Below are 17,182 nucleotides of genomic sequence, written 5' to 3' on the forward strand. Positions count from 1 at the left end.
CCATTCCGACACCTCCGGATGGTAGAGGTGCGGTATGGGAACGCCCGCCGGAACCGGCGGGCCGCTGGGGGCATTGGTCCTGAAGCCAAGGTCTGGCTTGAGGTGCATTGTGAGGTCGGCATGTTCCAGGCGTTTCATCGGGGATCTTTCCCCTCGCTCAACCTTCGCGGCACGCCCCACCCCGAGGCGCCGCCGGACGAGCCCGCGAACGCCGCCCCCGAAGCGCAAACTTCGGATCCCGCACCTCACCCCGATCTCGATGCCGGTCCGCCCCGGTCCCCGGCGCGCGATCCGCGTCCGGCGCTCGGCCTCGCCCTGGGCGGGGGGGCGGCCCGCGGCTTCGCCCATATCGGCATGCTGCGGGTTCTGGAACGCGAGGGCATCCGCCCGGGGGTGGTCACCGGCACCTCCATCGGCGCGGTGGTCGGAGGCCTGTGGGCCGCCGGCCGTCTCGACGAGCTGGAGGAATGGGCGCGCGGGCTCACCAAGCGCAACGTTCTCGGCTTTCTCGATTTCGCCCTGGGCGGCGCCGGTCTCATCGGCGGCCGCCGGCTGAGCGATCTTATGCGGCGCAAGATGGGGGAGATGAATATCGAGGACCTGCCCCTCGCCTTCGGCGCCATCGCCACCGAGCTGGGCACCGGCCATGAGATCTGGCTGACCCGGGGCGATCTGGTGGAAGCCCTGCGCGCCTCCTACGCGCTGCCGGGCATCTTCACGCCGGTGAAGGTGGGCGGGCGCTGGCTGATGGACGGCGCGCTGGTCAATCCGGTGCCGGTGTCGCCGGCGCGGGCCCTGGGCGCCCGCGTCGTGCTGGCGGTGAACCTCAATTCCGAAGTGTTCGGACGCGGCACCGTGATCCACGACCACGGCGGCGTGGTCGGTCATGTGACCGATGCCGCGCTGACCGGCAAGAAGCAGGGCTTCGCCGCGCGGCTCAGCCCCAACCGGTTGCGCCGCCATTTCTTCGCCGCCTCGGACGATGACGGGCCGCGCGGCCTGTCGAGCGTGATGATCGACGCCTTCAACATCACCCAGGATCGCATCTCCCGCTCGCGGCTGGCGGGCGATCCGCCCGACGTCACGGTGTCGCCGAAGCTCGGGAGCATCGGCCTGTTCGACTTCCACAAGGCGGACGAGGCCATTGCCGCCGGCGCCGAGGCGGCCGAGCGCAGCCTGGAGGACATCCGCGCGGCGCTCGCCGTGTTCGCCTGAACCGCCCGGACGAAGGATGACGGACGCCGCGAACGCGGCTATCAGGGGCAGGCTCCCTCGTGCCCCACGTTCGCGCGCCCCCGGGCGCCGCCGCTGTCCGGAGACGTCCCGCGCCATGTTCTACGAACCCGCGAAGAAGAATCACGGCCTGCGCCATTCGCCGCTGAAGGCCATCGTCGCGCCCCGGCCCATCGGCTGGATTTCCTCCATGTCCAGCACCGGCACGGTGAATCTCGCCCCCTATTCCTTCTTCAACATGATCTGCGAGACGCCGCCGCTGCTCATGTTCTCCTCCAACGGCCGCAAGGACACCGTCACCAATATCGAGGCGACCGGCGAATTCGTCTGCAACCTCGCCACCCTCGATCTCATCGAGGAGGTGAACCTGTCCTCGGTGCCGGCGGGTCCGGACCAGAGCGAGTTCGAGCTGCTCGGCATTGAAAGCGCGCCCTCGTCCCTGGTCAAGCCGCCGCGGGTCGCCGCCAGCCCCTGCGCCCTCGAATGCGTCTATGTGGAAACCATCCGCCCGCGCGACAAAAGCGGCCAGGAATGCAGCTTCCATATGGTGATCGGCGAGGTGGTGGGGGTCTATATCGCCGACGCCGCGCTGGTGGACGGGCGCGTGGACGACGCCAAGCTGCACGCCCTCGCCCGCTGCGGCTATCTTGATTACGCGCCGGTGGATCGCCTGGTGGAACGGCCCCGCCCGCCCTCGCTCGACCAGCTGCCCAAGCGCGGCGGCTGATGCCTTAACGCCAATCGAGCTAAAAACCGCCATAAAAAAGAAGGCGGAAACCCTTGCGCTGGTCCCATGACTGCATCAGCTTGGATGCATCATTCGAGTCCAACATCGTGCCGGAACGGTATGTGCTGACCATCCTGGCCGGTCATCGGTGCGGGCCGCGCCCGGCGGGTTCTAAGCCCTCCGCGAGCCCCGCGCCGGCAAGACCGGCCAGAGCAATCCACGCCCCCGACGGCCGAGCACGTGACTCGTCCTACATCTCCCGGGCGGCATGGAACAACGGCGATGGAGCGCACTCCGAACCAAGGGTGGCGATGGACCCGGCCGTCCTTCCGCCTGCCGCTGCTCATCGCTGCCGCGGTGGGTGCCGCGACCCTGATGACCTCCGCCGTCCTGATGTGGCAGGGCTGGCAGGCCGCGCGCGCGGCGCTGTTCTCCTCCGCGCAGGAAACCAGCATCTACATGGGGCGCCTGATCGACGAGAAGGCCCAAGGTCTGCTCGCGTCCGCCCCACCTTCACGCTTGATCACCTCGCCCACGACCCGGTGGTCACCGCCGCCACCCTCGACCAGCGCCTGCAGCGCCTCGCCGCCTTCGCCGACACGCTCCAGAAGATCCCCTTCCTGACCTCCGCTTATGTGGGCTACGACAATGGGGAGTTCCTGCTGCTGCGGCCGCTGCGCACGCCCGACGCCCGCCAGGCCTTCGCGCCCCCCGCCGATGCCGCCTTCCTGGTGCAAAGCATCACCCGCGACGGGCAGGGGCAGCCGGTGAACGAATGGCGCTTCTATACCGAAGCGCTGCAGCTCGTCGAAACCCGCCCGCAACCGCCCACCGGCTTCGATCCGCGCACCCGCCCCTGGTATCGGGACGCCAGGATGACCCCCGGCCGGCACCTCACCCTGCCCTATGTCTTCTTCACCACAGGTCAGGTCGGCGTCACCCTCAGCCAGCATCCGCACGGGGATGCGGTGGTGGCCATCGACATGGAGCTGTCGGAGCTGAGCGCCTATCTGGCCGGCCAGCGCATGACGCCGCGCACGGAAATCGCCCTCATCAACAGCGACGGCACCCTGCTGGCCTATCCGGACGATGAGCAGCTGATCGCAACCGATGGCGCCGGGCCGCATCTGCGCGCGCTGCCGGATCTGGCGATCCCAGCGCTCACCCGCCTTGCGTCACCTCGCGTGACAACGGGGCGTGCCACCACCTTCGAGGTCGGTGACGAGACCTGGTTCGGCATCAAGCTGAAGATGGGCGCCACCGACGCCAACGTGATCGACCTGCTGATCGCCATTCCCGAGACCGATCTGCTGCGGCCGATCCGCGAGGGCCTCAACCGGCAGATGGGCGTGGCCGGCGGCTTCGCCGCGCTGCTGCTGGTGGTCGGCTGGGTCGGCGCCACCCGGCTCGGCAAAGACCTCAGCGACCTTTCCCTGCGGGCCCAGCGCCTACAGCAGTTCGACTTCAGCCGACCCTTGAAGAGCCTCAGCCTCATCAGCGAGGTGCGACAGCTGGAAACGGTGCTCAATGAGGTGTGCACCACCGTCGAGAACTTCCTGACAACCATCGACATCATGGGCTCGGAAAGCCGGCTCGAGCGGATGATCGGCCAGGTGCTGCACAAGGTGGTGGCCGCCAGCGGCTGTACCTTCGGCGCCGTCTACCTGCTCAATTCCAGCGGCGACATGCTGGAGCTCACCGCCCTCGCCCAGGACGCCAGGGCGGACCAGACGGACGAGGCAGCGCATACACCGCCTGTCATTCCCGATCCGCAGCTGCCGCTCTCCGCCATCGCGCCGGGCCATCCGCCCATCGGCGAGCTGCCGCCGGGCACCACCCAGGTGGTGCTGCCGCTGCTGGATCGCAACCAGCGCCCCCTCGGCCTGCTGCTGCTCGACCATCCGGTGAACAGCAACTATGCCGGCCGCAACTTCCAGACTTTCATCGAGCGCCTGTCCGGCGCCCTGTCCACCGCCATCGAGACCCGCCGGCTGATGGAGGCGCAGAAGGACCTGCTGGATGGCTTCATTCAGCTCATCGCCGACGCCATCGACGCCAAGAGCCCCTATACCGGCGGCCACTGCCGGCGGGTGCCGCAGCTCGCCACCATGCTCGCCGACCGCATGAGCCGCGAGCGCAGCGGGCCCTATGCCGATTTCAATCTCGACGAAGAGCAGCGCTATGCCTTCCATCTGGGCGCCTGGCTGCACGATTGCGGCAAGGTGACGAGCCCCGAGCACGTGATCGACAAGGCCACCAAGCTGGAGACCATCCACAACCGCATCCACGAGGTGCGCACGCGCTTCGAGGTGCTGTGGCGCGATGCGGAGATCGCCCACCTCCAGCGCCACGCCGCCGGGGCGGATCCGGCCACATCCGCACGCGAGCGCGATGCGGTGCAGGCGCGCCTCGCCGACGATTTCGCCTTTGTCGCCCAGTGCAATGTGGGCGGCGAGTTCATGACCGACGCCGCCATTGCCCGCCTCCACGCCATCGCGGCCCAGACCTGGACCCGCCACCTCAGCGACCGGCTCGGCCTGTCACGGGCGGAGGAGGCCCGCCTCGCGACGGTTCCGGAGGCGCCGCTGCCGGCCAGCGAGCCGCTGCTGGCGGACCGGCCCGAGCACCAGGTGCCGTGGGGCCCCCACCGCCCGCCGGTGACCAAGGACGATCCGGCCAACACTTATGGCTTCGACATGGTCTTGCCCGCCCTCACCCAGAATGCCGGCGAGCTGCACAACCTCGCCATCCGCCGCGGCACGCTGAATGACGAGGAGCGCTTCAAGGTCAACGACCATATCGTGCAGACCTATGTCATGCTGCAGAGCCTGCCGTGGCCCGATGGCCTGAAGCGGGTGCCCGAGATCGCCGCCACCCATCACGAGCGGCTGGACGGCAAGGGCTATCCCCGCCACCTCGGCGCCGCCGACCTCACCACCGAGGACCGTGTGATGGCGCTGGCCGACGTGTTCGAGGCGCTCACCGCCGCCGACCGGCCCTACAAACCCGCAAAAACCCTCTCGGACTCCCTGCGCATCATGGCGGGGATGGCGCGCGAGGGGCATCTCGACCCGGTGCTGTTCCGCTATTTCCTGGAAAGCCGGCTGTGGGAGACCTACGCCACCCGCTTCCTGCGGCCCGAGCAGATGGACGTCGCCGACGTGACGCCGTTTCTCGACCCGCCCGCCAAGGCGGGCTGAGACACCTCAATAGACGAACTGCTCGCGCAGAATGCGCTCCTCAAGCCCGTGGTCGGGATCGAACAGCATGTCGATGGCGGAGGAGCGATCGAGCCGGGCCGAGACGGCGATGATGTCGCGTACCTCGTAATGGTCCGCCACCGCGCTCACCGGCCGCTTGTCCGCCTCCAGCACGGCGATGTCGATGCGGGCCTTGTCCGGCACCAGCGCACCGCGCCAGCGCCGCGGCCGGAACGGCGAGATGGGGGTGATGGCGAGCAGCGCCGTGCCCAGCGGCAGGATCGGCCCGTGGGCGGACAGGTTGTATGCGGTGGAGCCGGCCGGCGTCGCCACGATGATGCCGTCGCAGATGAGCTGGTCGAGCCGCACCTTGCCGTCGATGGAGACCCGGAGCTTGGCCGCCTGATAGGTCTGCCGCAGCAGCGACACCTCGTTGATGGCGGGCGCCTTGAAGCGGGTGCCGTGCTTGTCCACCACCTCCATCAGCAGCGGATAGATCTTCACGTGCTGGGCGGCGGCGAGCCGCTCCACCAGCCCATCCTCGCGGAAGGTGTTCATGAGGAAGCCCACCGAGCCACGGTGCATGCCATAGATGGGCAGGCCACGGTCACGGAAGCGATGCAGGGTCTGCAGCATCAACCCATCGCCACCGAGGGCGACGATGACATCGGCGTCATCCTCGGAGACCGCCCCGTAGCGCGCGATCAGGCGCTCACGGGCGGCGTCGGATTCCGGCGTCTGGCTGGAGACGAAGGCGATCCTCTTGAAGGCACCAGGGACATCGATCATGGATCGGACGTTCACAAACGGCGGCGCGGGGCCGCGACAGAGGGCAAGATCGCTGTTCCCCCTCTAATCCTCCCCTTCCGTCTTGTCGAGCCGGGCGCGTGCGGACCCGGGGCGCGCCGCCATGCGATGACAGCGACGCTCCCTTTCGGCATGCTCCGGCAGGGCGACAGCAGCGGAACCGCGACAGGGAGGCAGAAATGGCGCGACATGATCCCGACCCCAACGAGGCGGCCGGCCCGGCGGTGCTGATCTACACCACCTTCCCCGCGCTCCAGCCGGCGCAGGAAACGGCGCGCCTGCTGGTGGAGCGGCGGCTGGTGGCCTGCGCCAACATCCTGCCCGGCATGATCAGCATCTACCGCTGGGCGGGCGAGCTGGAACAGGCCGAAGAGGTGGTGCTGCTGCTCAAGACCACCGCCGCGCGGGCGCAGGCCGTGGTCGCCGAGGTGCGCGCCTTCCACCCCTATGAGCAGCCGGCTGTTCTCACCCTGCCGGTGAGCGGCGGTGACGCCGGCTATCTGGCCTGGATCGCCGCCGAAACCAGGCCAGACGCGGAGTAAGCCGGCCTCGGGTCAATCGCAGGCAAATGATACCAAAGACATCGCCCCGCCCACCCCTCGCCCCGCCACCACCGCAAAGCCCTCTCCCGCCTGCGGGGGAGGGTTGGGAGGGGGAATGGCGCGACGCCTCCCCCTGGCCACACACCATCCAAGCGCCGAACACTCCCCGCACCGCACGACGCGACACCGGCGTCGGGCCCCCTCCCCAGCCCTCCCCCGCAAGCGGGAGAGGGAGCAGCGACGGCACAGTCAGGGAGGACACTGAAACGCCCGGCGCACCAGGGCAGCACGACCCCTCGCCCCGTCACCGCCACAAAGCCCTCTCCCGCTTGCGGGGGAGGGTTGGGAGGGGGAATGGCGCGACGCCTCCCCCCGGCCACACGCCATCCAAGCGCCGAACACTCCCCGCACCGCACGACGCGACACCGGCGTCCGGCCCCCTCCCCAGCCCTCCCCAGCCCTCCCCCGCAAGCGGGAGAGGGAGCAGCGACGGCACGGTCCGGGAGGACATCGACACGCGCGGTAGGTCAGGGCAGAACCCTTGCCGCTCAGCGGAAGCGTGATCGGGCTACAGCACCGGCTGCCACAGCACCGGTACATAGCGGAAGCCATCGCCCTCCTTGGCGAGATAGGCGGCGCCCGGGAAGGGGAAGTGATAGCCGGCCACCTTCATCTTGTCCGCCGAGAGGCGGTCATAGACCTTCCGGCGCGCGGCGGCGGCCTTGTCGCCGTCCATGTCGAAGGTGACCTGCCAATCGGGATGGCGCACGAACAGGGCCGGAATGTTGGTCACGTCCGACTGGATGAACAGCGCGTCGTTGCCCGAGGCGAGCTGGAAGGAGGTGTGGCCGGGCGTATGACCCGGGGTGCCGACCGAGGTGAGGCCCGGCGCCAGTTCCTTGTCCCAGGCATAGCGCTCCACCTTGCCCTCGAACGGCTTGAACACCCGTCGGGCGTTCTGGAAGCCGCCCTTGAGACCGTCCGGCGCGCGGCTCATCTCGCCATCGTCCATCCAGAACGCCCATTCGGCTTCCGGCACCATCACCTGCGCCTTCGGAAAGGCGGGGGTGCCCTCCGCCGTCACCAGGCCGTTGATATGGTCGCCATGGAAATGGGAAATCACCACCTGGTCGATGCTGGCCGGGTCCACGCCGAGGGAGGCAAGGGTGCCCTGCAGCAGCCCCACCGGCCCCTTGGCCGGGCCATTGCCCGTGTCCACCAGCACCCGCCGATCGCCGATGTCGAGCAGCAGCACGGTGAAGGGAATGGAGAGCTGGTCGGCGGGCAGGAAGGCCTCGGAGAGCGCGGCATTGACCTCCGCCTTGGGGGCGTTACGCACGAATCCATCCGGCATGGGAAAGGTGCGCATGCCGTCGCTGATGGCCGTGACGATCACATCGCCCACCTTGTAGCGGTAGGCGCTCGGCACCTGCCCCGCCGCCGGCGCGGCGGCCTGTGACGGAGCTTGGGCAGCGGCCGGCGTGGCGCTGAGAACGGCGGGCAGCGCCCCCGACAGGGCACCGGCGGTGGCTCCAGCGGTGCCGGCAAGCAGCGTGCGGCGCGACAGATCGGTCATCGGTATCCTCTTCGCCCTGTGAACGAACCCGCCGGATCAGCGCCGGCGGCCGCAGCCTAGCCATCGGGCGCCACCCGGTCGATGCCGCTTGGGAAGCCATGCGCTCACATGCCCGCGAGCAGCGCCAAACATGACCAAAATGCGGCATTCTTCCCCAGGGTCGGGACCGGCATGCTCAGACCTCACACCAGCACGGATGGGAGACCCATGAGCAGCATCGGGGGCGGTTGTCGCAAGGGCCGGCACAGGATCGGGCGGCGGATGTTGCGGATGGCGGGGCCGCTCGCGGGCGCGCTCATCAGCGCAAGCGCCGCCCAGGCGCAGTCGCAATGGGACAGCGTGATCACCAATTCCAACTGGTACGTCTCGGTGCCGCAGATGCTGGCCTATGGCTCCTCCAGCACCAGCTTCGCCGATCCCTTCCCAGTGGGCGACCAGACCCTGTGGGCGCTGGGCACGTCCACCGATGGCGTGTTCAGCGGCACCTCATCCGCCGAGCTGGCGGTGGGCCCCGTCACCACCACCTCCTCTATGTCGATCCAGGGCTATGTGTCGCCGTCCGGCCAGATCACCATGCTGTTCACGGATCCGGACACCGGCCTCGTCACCGTCGGCCTCGGCATGATGCGCGAGGTGGATGGGGTGACCACCATGGAAATGCAGATGATCACCGGCACCAGCCTGCTGGTGACCCACTGGGCCTATATGCTGCCCTATGACCCGGCCACCTTCACTCCGCCCTCGGCCCAGGTGGTGCCCAGCAACGCCTCGCCCCAATGGGCCTGGACCGAAGGCACACCCTGGCGGGTGATCAGCACGGCCCTGTTCGGCACCACCGCGCCGGGCCGCTTCGTGATCACCGATTACAAGAGCGGCTATTTCTGGGGCCAGGGCATCGGCCCCGACGGCACGCGCTTCACGCTGATCGGCTCCATTACACCCGAAGGCAAGGTGCTGTTCTCCGCTTTGCCCAGCGATGGTCCCCAGCTCACCAACCTTTATGGCGATGTCAGCGGCACCGCCGCCGGGGCGGCCATGCTGCTGGGGGAATATGATTCCACCGGCACCTTCACCGGCGATTTCGCCCTGACCACCCTGGTACAGCCCTATGCGCTGACCCTGCGGGCGCAGGGCAACCCCGCTCCCCTCGGCGCTGCCCAGGTGCTCTATGGCATCGACGGCACCCTGTCCGGCCTGTTCGGCCCGCTGGCCCCGGCTCTCGGCGTGCTCGACGGCCTCACCGGCCCGGCCCTGTCCGCGGCCCTGAGCCAGACCCTGCCGACGCTCGCCGGCAATGCCGCCCGCGCCACCTACGACACCCAGCGGGGGCTCCAGCAGATCGTCGCCGGGCGCCTCGCCACCCGCACCAGCGGACCGGGCGATGACACCCAGGTGTGGCTGCAGCCGTTCGGCGGCTTCGGCAGCCAGTCCACCCAGTCGGGCTATGCGGGCTACAGCGCCTCGGGCGGCGGCGTGGTGGCCGGTGTCGATCGCGCGGTCAGCGGCGACCTCACCCTCGGCGCCCTGTTCGCCTATGCAGACACGTCGCTGACCGGCACCGCCATCGGCGCCCCCAGCAGCCTGGATGTGTCCAGCTATGTGCTGGGCGCCTACGGCAGCTATGCCCTGCGGCCGGGCCTTGCCCTCGATCTCGCCCTCGACGGCGCGCTCAACACCAATGGCGCCCAGCGCGCTCTGGGTTTCATGGGCACCACCGCCCGGGCCGACTATGACAGCACCACGCTCCACGCCGGCGCCGCCCTGCGCCAGAGCGTGGCGCTGGCGACCAACCTCACCGTGGAACCCAGCCTGCGCGTCGATTACGGGCGGGTCGATGCCGGCGCCTACACGGAGACGGGCGCCGGGGCGCTGAACCTCCTCGTCGACAGCCAGAGCTATCAGGAGCTGATGCTGGGCGCCGGCCTGCGCGGCACCTATCGCCTCGCCGCGCCGGTGAGCCTCACCGGCTATGTGGGCGCGGGCTACAATGTGCTGGACACCGGCGCCTCCATCAGCGCCGCGTTTCTCGGCGGCGGAACGCCGTTCCTGACGCCGGGGGCCGACCTTTCGCCCTGGCTGTTCACCGCCGGCGCCGCTCTGGTCGGCACCAAGGTGGGCGGGCTGGACCTCAAGATGAGCTACGATCTGCAGGTGAGCCCTTCCGGCCTCGTCAACCAGATGGGCGCTTTGAGCCTGCGTCTCGCCCTCTGAGGGGGAGACGACCAGCAAAAAGGCCGGGCGCCCCACGGCACCCGGCCTTTTCTTGATCCGTGCGGAGACGTCAGATCAGCGGATCGGCGGAGCGTAGAGGATGCCGCCCATGCTCCACAGCTGGTTTATGCCGCGCGGGATGCCCAGCTTGGAGGCGGCGCCCACGTTGCGCTCGAAGCTCTCGCCGTAATTGCCCACGGTCTTCACCGCCAGCACCACGAAATCGTTGGGCAGGCCCAGCGACGCGCCATTGTCGCCCTCGACGCCCAGCAGGTGCTTCACGTCCGGCTTCTGGGACTTCAGCGCCTCGTCCAGATTGGCGGAGGTGACGCCCAGTTCCTCGGCATTGATGAGGCCGTAGAGCACCCACTTCACCGCGTTGAACCACTGGTCGTCGCCCTGGCGCACCACCGGACCGAGCGGCTCCTTGGAGATGACGTCGGGCAGCACGATGTGATCGGCCGGCTTCTTCATGTTGAGGCGCAGGGCGTAGAGCTGCGAGACGTCCGTGGTGAGAACGTCGCACTTGCCCTCTTCATAGGCCTTCACCATGTCGGCGGAGTTGGGCACCGTGACCAGCTCCAGCGTCATGCCGTTGGTCTTGAAATAGTCCTCGGTGGCGGCGGCGGCGGTGGTGCCGGTCTGCACGCACACCTTGGACTTATCCAGCTCCAGCGCCGAGGTGAGGTTGCGCGACGCCGGGACCAGGAAACCCTGGCCGTCATAATAGGAAATGCCGGTGAACAGCAGGCCGAGCTTGCCTTCCCGGTCCAGGGTCCAGGTGGAGTTGCGCGAGAGCAGGTCCACCTCGCCCTTCTGCAGAGCGGGGAAGCGCTCGTCGGCGGAGAGGGGAACGAACTTCACCTTCTCGCCATCGCCCAGCACGGCGGCAGCCACGGCGCGGCACAGGTCCACGTCGAAGCCGGTCCAGCGCCCGGAGGCGTCGGGCGCCGAGAAGCCGGGCAGGCCCTTCGACACGCCGCAGACGAGTTCGCCACGGTCCTTCACGGTCTTCAAGGTCTGCGCATGCACGCCCGTGGACACGAGCGCGGCGGCAGCGGCCAGAAGGGCCAGGATCCTCTTCATGAAAGCCCCCGGTTCAGGAGAAAGGATGAAAGAAACAGCGCCACCCTCAGAGGGTGGCCTGCTGACGCACGATGACCTTGGTGCCCACCGGAACCCGCTGATACAGGTCCATGATGTCGGAGTTCACCAGGCGGAAGCAGCCCGACGATACGGCGTAGCCGATGGTCTGCGGCTGGTTGGTGCCGTGGATGCGGTAGACGGTGCCACCGATATACAGCGCGCGGGCGCCCATGGGGTTGCCCGGGCCACCGGCCATGAAGCGCGGCAGGTAGGGCTGGCGCTGGATCATCTCCGCCGGCGGCCGCCAATCGGGCCATTCCGCCTTGCGCACGATGGTCTTGAGCCCCGACCACTGGAAGCCGTCACGACCGACGCCGATGCCGTAGCGCATGGCGCGGTTGTTGCCTTCCACGAGGTACAGGAAGCGCTCGTTGGTGTTGATGATGATGGTGCCCGGCGGCTCGGTGGTGCGGAAATACACCGGCTGGCGACGGAACGCGGGATCGAGCTGCGCCTCGTCTTCCTCGGACGCCACGAGGCCCGGCTGATCGCCGATATCCATGGTGGCGCCGGGGGCGCCGCGCTGGCCCGTCTGCGCCTGGCTCACGCCGGCGCCCGCCAGAAGGCCGACCTGAATCAGGGCGGCGAAGGTCAAGGTCTTGAACGTCGTGGAAATCATTCCCGCCTCATCTTTCGCGTCCCTTCGGGAGCGGTTGTTGTTGCCGGAGAGGGCTTAAGCGCGACTTAACGCTGCGATTGTTCCTCTCCGCCCGTCCCCTCATGCGCCACGTCGCCGGTTTCCTCCAACAAGGTAAACCAGCCGGCAGACTCCACAACCCCACCCCCGATTAGCTGACCCGGGACGGCGGGGAAAGGGGGAGCCCCCAGCGCCGATGCCGCGTTTTGATCACAACTCCTTCATCCGTGCTTGGCCGGCGACGTCAGAGCGCGCCGCCGCGCTCTCTGGACGCGCCGCCCCCTTCCCGCCTAAAAGATGCGCCCCATATGGGAACTTGAGCCTACCTGCGTGGTCCGCAGGAGTGGGCAGGAGGACGTATTGATGATTTCCTTGACCTTCCCCGACGGCGCCAAGCGCGACTACGCCGAGGGAACCTCCGGCGCCGATATCGCCGCCGCCATCTCCAAATCCCTGGCCAAGAAAGCGGTCGCCGTCACCCTCGACGGTGAGCTGACCGACCTTGCCGCCCCCATCAGCCGCGACGCGAAGATCGAGATCGTCACTCGCGACGACCCGCGCGCGCTGGAGCTGATCCGCCACGATTGCTCCCATGTGATGGCCGAGGCGGTGCAGGCCCTGTGGCCGGGCACCCAGGTCACCATCGGCCCGGTGATCGAGAACGGCTTCTATTACGATTTCGCGCGCAACGAGCCCTTCACCACCGAGGACCTGCCGGTCATCGAGAAGAAGATGCACGAGATCATCGCCAGGGACCGCCCCTTCACCAAGGAGGTGTGGACGCGCGACGAGGCCAAGCGCGTGTTCGCCAACATGGGCGAGAACTACAAGGTCGAGCTGGTGGATGCCATTCCCGCCGACCAGGATGTGAAGATCTACAAGCAGGGCGAGTGGTTCGACCTGTGCCGCGGCCCGCATCTGCCCTCCACCGGCAAGATCGGCAACGCCTTCAAGCTCATGAAGGTGGCCGGCGCCTATTGGCGCGGCGACAGTAACAATCCCATGCTGACGCGCATCTACGGCACCGCCTGGCACGACGAGAAGGAACTTGCCGCCTACCTCCACCGCCTGGAAGAGGCGGAGAAGCGCGACCACCGCCGCCTTGGCCGGGAGATGGACCTGTTCCACTTCCAGGAGGAGGGCCCCGGCACCGTCTTCTGGCACCCCAAAGGCTGGACCCTGTTCCAGGAACTGGTGGCCTACATGCGCCGGCGCCTCAAGGCCGACTACCAGGAGGTCAACGCCCCGCAGGTGCTGGACGCCGAGCTGTGGCAGACCTCCGGCCACTGGGGCTGGTACAAGGAGAACATGTTCAAGGTGCAGTCCGCGGGCGATGAGACCAAGGACGAGCGCGTCTTTGCCCTGAAGCCCATGAACTGCCCCGGCCATGTGCAGATCTTCAAGCACGGGCTGAAGAGCTATCGCGACCTGCCCATGCGCCTCGCCGAGTTCGGCGCAGTGCACCGCTACGAGCCCTCGGGCGCGCTGCATGGGCTGATGCGCGTGCGCGGCTTCACCCAGGACGACGCCCACATCTTCTGCACCGAGGAGCAGATGGCGGCCGAGTGCCTCAAGATCAATGACCTGATCTTGTCCACCTATGCCGACTTCGGCTTCGACGAGATCATCGTCAAGCTCTCCACCCGGCCCGAGAAGCGGGTCGGCTCCGATGCGGTGTGGGACCACGCCGAAGAGGTGATGACCCGGGTTCTGAAGCAGATCGAGGAGGCCTCCGGCGGGCGCATCAAGACCGGCATCCTGCCGGGCGAAGGCGCCTTCTACGGGCCGAAGTTCGAATACACCCTGCGCGATGCCATCGGCCGTGAGTGGCAGTGCGGCACCACCCAGGTGGACTTCAATCTGCCCGAGCGGTTCGGCGCCTTCTATGTGGATGCCGACGGGCTGAAGAAGACGCCGGTGATGATCCACCGCGCCATCTGCGGTTCCATGGAGCGCTTCACCGGCATCCTCATCGAGCATTTCGCGGGCCACTTCCCGCTGTGGCTGGCGCCCACCCAGGTGGTGGTCGCCACCATCACCTCGGACGCGGACGATTATGCCGCCGAGGTGGTGGCCAAGCTCAAGGCGGCAGGCCTTCGGGCCGAGGTCGATCTGCGCAACGAGAAGATCAACCTCAAGGTGCGCGAGCACTCGCTAGCCAAGGTGCCGGTGCTGCTAGTGGCGGGCAAGAAGGAGGCGGCCGAAGGCACGCTCTCCATCCGCCGCCTCGGCTCCAACGCCCAGGAGAGCGGCAGCCTCGACCAGGTGATCGCCGCTCTGGTGGACGAAGCGGTGCCGCCGGACCTGAAGCGCAAGGCTCTTGCCGCCGCGGCCTGACCGCCGGCGGCCCCAAGATGAACCCCGGAGCCCCCAGGCTCCGGGGTTTTCTTTTGCCCTGGCGAAAATTGGCCCTGCCACTTCAGGATGTTGCCACAACCGTGGAGACCGTCCCAACTTTGGCCTGGGCGGGTGGGATTTGCAGAGATTCGGAAGGCCGGCGAGCGAGATCATCGCCCGTCCGAGACCGGTTTGATCTCCCCGGCTCAGCCCTGGGGGATCATGATGCGTGCGGCGATGGGGTTGGCCCTGGTGGCCGGTACAGTGACGATGGCGGGCTCCGCTTGGGCGCAGACGAGCCCGGATGGCGTTCCCCATAAGGGAATTTTCGCCGGCGCGGGCGCGGCGCTCAACTTCTCCACCTTCCCCAACCAGGATGTGTTTGGCCAAGGCCTGTCGCAGATCTACCAGGGCAGCGATTTCATCGCCCGCGGCGAAGCGGGCGGCTCCACCTCTCCCTATCTCTCGTTCCAGTTCGACATCGCACCGGTGTTGCAGCTCGGCTATTTCGAGCGCTTCTCTGGAACGTCCTGGCTGTGGGGCGCCAAGTTCACCTACAATTACCTGAACTCAGCTTCGACGCAGAACAACTTCCTCATTCCTCAGGCCGGCTATTATGGCGGAACGGTCAGCGGCGCCATGGACGGCAACGTCTATGCCCATAGCTACACCATGACCGCGACCAATCAGTTCGCCCTGGTGCCGTTTCTCGGCTACAGCTTCGACAAGAGCTTCATCTATGCGGGTGCAGGCCCCACCCTCACCCAGGTCAAATCGGACCTGAATGGCCTGATCGGCTTCGCGGCCTTGTTCGGCGAGCATCTGGACCTCACCGGTGCCCCCCGCAGCTTCTCCAGCACCAACTGGGTGTGGGGCGCAACACTGTCCACCGGCGTGACTTATTTCTTCGCCAAAGACTGGTTCATCGACCTCAATTATACTTATACGATGTCGACCACGAAAACGAACACCTTCGCCAGCCCGTTCAACACCACCCATAACGGCTACACCTTCTCTGGCGTAGCACTGGGCACGTATTCGGGCACCACCAACGTGCAGGCCGTGATGGTGTCCATCAACAAAGTATTCTGAGATCGTGGGGCCCTTATGCCCTACTTCTTCAAGCTCTCGAAATAGGCCGCGAGATCGCGGGCTTCGGCACGGCTGAGGGAGACCTGAGGCATCTGCGGATGCGGGCTCAGGAGGCGGAAGGCAAGCCAGGGCGCGCTGAGCTCCGCGTTACCGGCGGCAATGGCGGTGAAGGATGGGGCATCGCTCTGGGCCGTCTTCTGATTTGCGTCCACCACATGACAGCTGGCGCACCAGCGGTTCGCCAGCGCCTGGCCGGCCGCGGCATCGGCGGGCTCCGCCGCGTGGGCGGCGACGCCACCCGACAGAACAAGCCCCAGAGCAAGGGCGCACGCCAGGCGCCCGGCCCGAGCCTGCGGCGCACGAATGGAACGAAGCGGGGAAGAACTCACGGCCTGGCCTCTTTCGGCTGGGGAGAGTGATGATGCATCGGCGTGTCGCTCACGTGGGGCCGGCGCGGCGCCCGCCTGAGCAGTGGGTGATCCCTCCTATTGGATCACCACATCGAGTTCCTGGTCCTTGCCCGCCTCGACCTTGAAGTCGCGGCTGAAATTCTTGCCGTTGTGACGACCGATGGCGGTGTAATCCCCCTCCGACAAGACGAAGGTGGGAAAGGCGCCGATGGATTCCTTGATGGTGTCCCCGCCGGGGGTGATGACCGTCCACTGGGTGTCGGGCTGTGCCTCGCTGCCCTTCTCCTTCACCAGCTTCAGGCTGATCTGGGCGGCCCGGTGGTGCATGGTGGCATCGGTGAGCTTGCCCGGCACCACGTTCACGTCGGCCCGCACCACCGCGTTGGCATCACCATAGGTGGAGACCACGTGATAGGTCCCCTCCGGCAGAATCACCACCTCACCCGCATTGGCGCCGCGATAATAGGGCTGGCTGGAGGTGCGCCCCTGGAGAAACGAGCCCTCGAAAATATCGAAGGTCAGCTTTTGCGGGGAAATGGCCTTGTTCTCCACATCCGCCTGCAGACGCAGCCCGCCGGCCGGCAGCGAGAACGCCTCCCGTCGAGACGCGGGTCCCACGGTGATGCGCTGCGCGGTGTTGGCCAGCCCGTACGACAGATGCACGATGTAGCCACCGGGCGTGAGGAAGAAGACCGGCGCGGCCTCGGCACTCTCGGCCACCAGAGGAAAGGCGCCCGTAGTGCCCTCGGGCTGGTCGGCGAACACCCGCCAGATGAGCCCGCGCGGCACGGTGGCGCCATCTTCGCCATAGCGCGCGAACACGCCGAGGGCGACCTTGCCCGCCGGCGCCGTGGGCAGCACCGCATGGGGCTCACGCGGGGCCACCGCGCCCGGTGCCAGCAAGGCCGAGCGCGGCGCGCCCGGTGCCGATGGTGCGGCGAACGGCCCGGCCTGTGGCGGCGTCGCCGACGAGCCCAGGAACTGGAGGCTCTGCGCCGAGGCAAGCGGCGCGGCCATCATCGCCGAAAGGGTGCCCGCGGACAGGGCCAGAGCCACCAGCCCGGCGCGAAGACGCCGCCGGCCGGAACGGACATGGTGGCCGGGGCGGGTCATGAGGCGCGGGGCGAGGCGCGCAATCCGGTGAAGCAGGACGGTCATGGTTCTGAGGTGCACAAAATTCAGGGCGGTTTCAAGTCGTCGGCACACCGCATCGACCCTGCCCCTGCGCGAGGGGGCCACGCGGCCCCGGCGGGTTCAAACCCAC

General features: G+C 67.8%; 14 protein-coding genes. 8 read left to right on the forward strand and 6 right to left on the reverse strand.

What is annotated here, in order from left to right; genetic code table 11:
* Positions 1–120: 120 nt before the first annotated feature.
* From ACU4E7_RS20030 to ACU4E7_RS20045, 4 genes are all read left to right on the forward strand, one after another.
* Complete coding sequence (locus ACU4E7_RS20030) at positions 121–1,215, forward strand: patatin-like phospholipase family protein (protein ID WP_238121308.1); 1,095 nt, start codon at positions 121–123, stop codon at positions 1,213–1,215.
* A 115-nt stretch (positions 1,216–1,330) separates the two neighbouring features.
* Positions 1,331–1,960 (forward strand): flavin reductase family protein, encoded by a 630-nt coding sequence (locus ACU4E7_RS20035; protein WP_238121307.1) that lies wholly within the window; start codon positions 1,331–1,333, stop codon positions 1,958–1,960.
* 282 nt (positions 1,961–2,242) lie between these two features.
* Entirely contained in the window at positions 2,243–2,584 is a 342-nt protein-coding gene (locus ACU4E7_RS20040) for a hypothetical protein (protein ID WP_447019910.1), read from the forward strand.
* A complete protein-coding gene (locus ACU4E7_RS20045) occupies positions 2,503–5,160 on the forward strand; it encodes an HD domain-containing phosphohydrolase (protein ID WP_447019911.1) in 2,658 nt (885 codons plus the stop codon). The genes ACU4E7_RS20040 and ACU4E7_RS20045 overlap by 82 nt, the downstream gene beginning before the upstream one ends.
* A 6-nt stretch (positions 5,161–5,166) precedes the next feature.
* Here the strand turns inward: ACU4E7_RS20045 and ACU4E7_RS20050 are convergent, their stop codons facing one another.
* The gene (locus ACU4E7_RS20050) at positions 5,167–5,949 is read right to left on the reverse strand and encodes an NAD kinase (protein ID WP_238121305.1); all 783 of its coding nucleotides are present in this window, start codon (positions 5,947–5,949) and stop codon (positions 5,167–5,169) included.
* A 197-nt stretch (positions 5,950–6,146) separates the two neighbouring features.
* Here ACU4E7_RS20050 and cutA point away from each other — a divergent pair, with 197 nt between their 5' ends.
* Positions 6,147–6,509: a divalent-cation tolerance protein CutA gene (cutA, locus tag ACU4E7_RS20055; protein ID WP_238121304.1), complete on the forward strand. Its 363-nt coding sequence runs from the start codon at positions 6,147–6,149 to the stop codon at positions 6,507–6,509.
* A 568-nt stretch (positions 6,510–7,077) separates the two neighbouring features.
* On the opposite strand, the gene ACU4E7_RS20060 is transcribed toward cutA, so the two are convergent.
* Positions 7,078–8,085: an MBL fold metallo-hydrolase gene (locus tag ACU4E7_RS20060; protein ID WP_447019912.1), complete on the reverse strand. Its 1,008-nt coding sequence runs from the start codon at positions 8,083–8,085 to the stop codon at positions 7,078–7,080.
* Between the two features lie 270 nt (positions 8,086–8,355).
* On the opposite strand from ACU4E7_RS20060, the gene ACU4E7_RS20065 reads away from it, so the two are divergent.
* Complete coding sequence (locus ACU4E7_RS20065) at positions 8,356–10,296, forward strand: autotransporter outer membrane beta-barrel domain-containing protein (RefSeq protein ID WP_447019913.1); 1,941 nt, start codon at positions 8,356–8,358, stop codon at positions 10,294–10,296.
* Positions 10,297–10,371: 75 nt separating this feature from the next.
* Here the strand turns inward: ACU4E7_RS20065 and ACU4E7_RS20070 are convergent, their stop codons facing one another.
* Both ACU4E7_RS20070 and ACU4E7_RS20075 read right to left on the reverse strand, forming a co-directional pair.
* Positions 10,372–11,382, reverse strand: coding sequence for an amino acid ABC transporter substrate-binding protein (locus tag ACU4E7_RS20070; protein WP_447019914.1), 1,011 nt, complete (start codon positions 11,380–11,382; stop codon positions 10,372–10,374).
* A gap of 46 nt (positions 11,383–11,428) precedes the next feature.
* A complete protein-coding gene (locus tag ACU4E7_RS20075; protein ID WP_447019915.1) occupies positions 11,429–12,061 on the reverse strand; it encodes a L,D-transpeptidase in 633 nt (210 codons plus the stop codon).
* 381 nt (positions 12,062–12,442) lie between these two features.
* Here ACU4E7_RS20075 and thrS point away from each other — a divergent pair, with 381 nt between their 5' ends.
* Together thrS and ACU4E7_RS20085 are read left to right on the forward strand one after the other, a co-directional pair.
* Positions 12,443–14,416: a threonine--tRNA ligase gene (gene thrS, locus ACU4E7_RS20080; protein ID WP_238121299.1), complete on the forward strand. Its 1,974-nt coding sequence runs from the start codon at positions 12,443–12,445 to the stop codon at positions 14,414–14,416.
* A gap of 222 nt (positions 14,417–14,638) precedes the next feature.
* On the forward strand, positions 14,639–15,508 hold the full coding sequence (locus ACU4E7_RS20085; protein ID WP_447019916.1) for an outer membrane protein: 870 nt from the start codon (positions 14,639–14,641) through the stop codon (positions 15,506–15,508).
* Positions 15,509–15,528: 20 nt separating this feature from the next.
* Here the strand turns inward: ACU4E7_RS20085 and ACU4E7_RS20090 are convergent, their stop codons facing one another.
* Both ACU4E7_RS20090 and ACU4E7_RS20095 read right to left on the reverse strand, forming a co-directional pair.
* Positions 15,529–15,897, reverse strand: coding sequence for a c-type cytochrome (locus ACU4E7_RS20090; RefSeq protein WP_238121297.1), 369 nt, complete (start codon positions 15,895–15,897; stop codon positions 15,529–15,531).
* 96 nt (positions 15,898–15,993) lie between these two features.
* Positions 15,994–17,076, reverse strand: coding sequence for a hypothetical protein (locus ACU4E7_RS20095; protein WP_447019917.1), 1,083 nt, complete (start codon positions 17,074–17,076; stop codon positions 15,994–15,996).
* Positions 17,077–17,182 lie beyond the last annotated feature (106 nt).

This window comes from Xanthobacter sp. ZOL 2024 (assembly GCF_052932325.1).